The sequence below is a fragment of the Brevibacterium picturae genome (assembly GCF_030453725.1).
Lineage (GTDB): Bacteria > Actinomycetota > Actinomycetes > Actinomycetales > Brevibacteriaceae > Brevibacterium > Brevibacterium sandarakinum_A.
On record NZ_JAKDJU010000323.1, the window covers coordinates 1 to 1,801 of the forward strand.

At 64.7% G+C, this 1,801-nt stretch carries 1 protein-coding gene; it reads right to left on the reverse strand.

Annotated features, from left to right (window positions below):
* Positions 1 to 139 precede the first annotated feature (139 nt).
* Positions 140 to 1,771, reverse strand: a complete 1,632-nt coding sequence (locus L0G76_RS16030; RefSeq protein WP_304358120.1) for a long-chain-fatty-acid--CoA ligase — start codon at positions 1,769 to 1,771, stop codon at positions 140 to 142.
* Positions 1,772 to 1,801: the final 30 nt, after the last annotated feature.

The window sequence follows — 1,801 nt, forward strand, 5'->3', positions numbered from 1 at the left end:
GGGTGCACAACCGAGTTTCGGTTGAGCACCCGCGTTTCGAGAAATGGTGGCGGCCCAGGCCAGGCCGCGCAGGCCGCGCCGGGAGGCCGGGCAGGCCCACTTTGCGCCGGCAGGCCCGCGCCGGGAGGCCGCGCCGAGCCTACTTCTCTTCCCAGTTCTTGCGCAGCAGCTTCTTGTCGAGCTTGCCCACCGAGGTGCGCGGCATCTCCGCTACCACGTTGACCTCATCGGGCATCTGCCACTTGGCGAAGCGCTCGCTCAGCGTCTCGATGATGGACTCACGGGTCACCTCGGCGCCGTCAGCGGCCACGACATAAGCGATCGGCCGCTCATCCCACTTCTCATCGGGAACTCCGATGACGGCGGCCTCCTTGACGTCGGGGTTGTCGAGGATCGCGTTCTCCATGTCGATCGAGGAGATCCACTCGCCGCCGGACTTGATGACGTCCTTGAGGCGGTCGGTGATCTTGAGGTAACTGTGCTCATCGATGACGCCGACGTCGCCCGAACGCCACCAGCCGTCGAGGAAGCGGTCCGCATTGTCGGGCAGCTGGAAGTAGGATTCCGTGATCCACGGACCGCGCATGACGATCTCGCCCACTGACTTCCCATCGCGGGGCATTTCCTCACCGGTCGGGTCGACGATCTTGACCTCGACGCCGATGATCGGCAGGCCCTGGTAGCGCTTCAGATCCCACTTCTCGTCCTCGCTGAGGTCCATCCCGGGCTTGAGGCCCCAGTTCGTCGTCGCCAACGGGGTGGTTTCGGTGGCACCGTAGCCGTGGATCACCTCGGCGCCGGTGATCTCCTTGAACCCGCGCATCATCGACAGCGGCGGCTCGGAGGATCCGGAGACGAGGCGAACTCCGCGCAGGTCCGGCGTGGTCGGCATGTTCTTCATCATCTCGAGCATCGGCGTGAAGATCGCGGGGGCGCCGTTGGCCAGCGTCACCTTCTCTTCGATGAAGGCCTGACCGATGGCACCGAACTCCTCGGCCGCGAACTTGCCGGGCAGGACGAGCTTCGCGCCCGCTGCGACCGCATTCTGCGGGAAGCCCCAGGACAACACGTGGAACATCGGGGTGATGGGCATGACGCAGTCCGTGAAGTCTGCGTGAAGTGCGGCCAGCCCGCCCATGGTGTGCAGGTAGATCGAGCGGTGGGAGTAGTAGACGCCCTTGGGGCGGCCTGTGGTTCCGGTCGTGTAACCGGCATAGGCCGCGGTCTTCTCGTCGACGACGGGCCAATCATAGGTCTCGGGCTTGTCGGCGATGAGGTCCTCGTAGAAGACGACATTGTCCAAGGAGGTCTCGATCTCCGAGGAGGACTTGTCTGTCATCACGACCCACCCCTTGACGTCGAGCTTCGGGGCAAGCGACTCGGCGACGTGGAGCAGGGACTCATCGACGAAGATCCAGTCGGACTTCGAGTGGCTGACGACGTAGGCGAGATCCTCCGGGGCCAGGCGCAGGTTGAGCTGGAGCATGGTGGCGGCCACACCGGGCACCGAGAAGTAGAGCTCGAGGTGGCGGCGGGAGTTCCAGTCGATGACGCCGACCATGGAGCCCGCGCCCACGCCGAGTTCGTCGAGGCCGTGTGCCAGCTGAGACATCCGCCTGTATTCGTCGGCGTAGTTCGATCGGCCCCAGGACCCGTCGGATCGGCGGTAGACGACCTCGGATTCGCCGAAGACCGTCGCGGCATGGCGGATCAGGCTGGTGGTGTTGAGCTGGTAGCTGTCACCGAGGGTGGATGGAATGCCTGTAAGCATGAGACTCCTTTGGTCATCGTGGTGGTGCTG

Coding starts and splice junctions, on each gene's coding strand:
- L0G76_RS16030 (WP_304358120.1), bottom strand. CDS start 1,771: ATGCTTACAGGCATTCCATCCACCCTCGGTGACAGCTACCAGCTCAAC.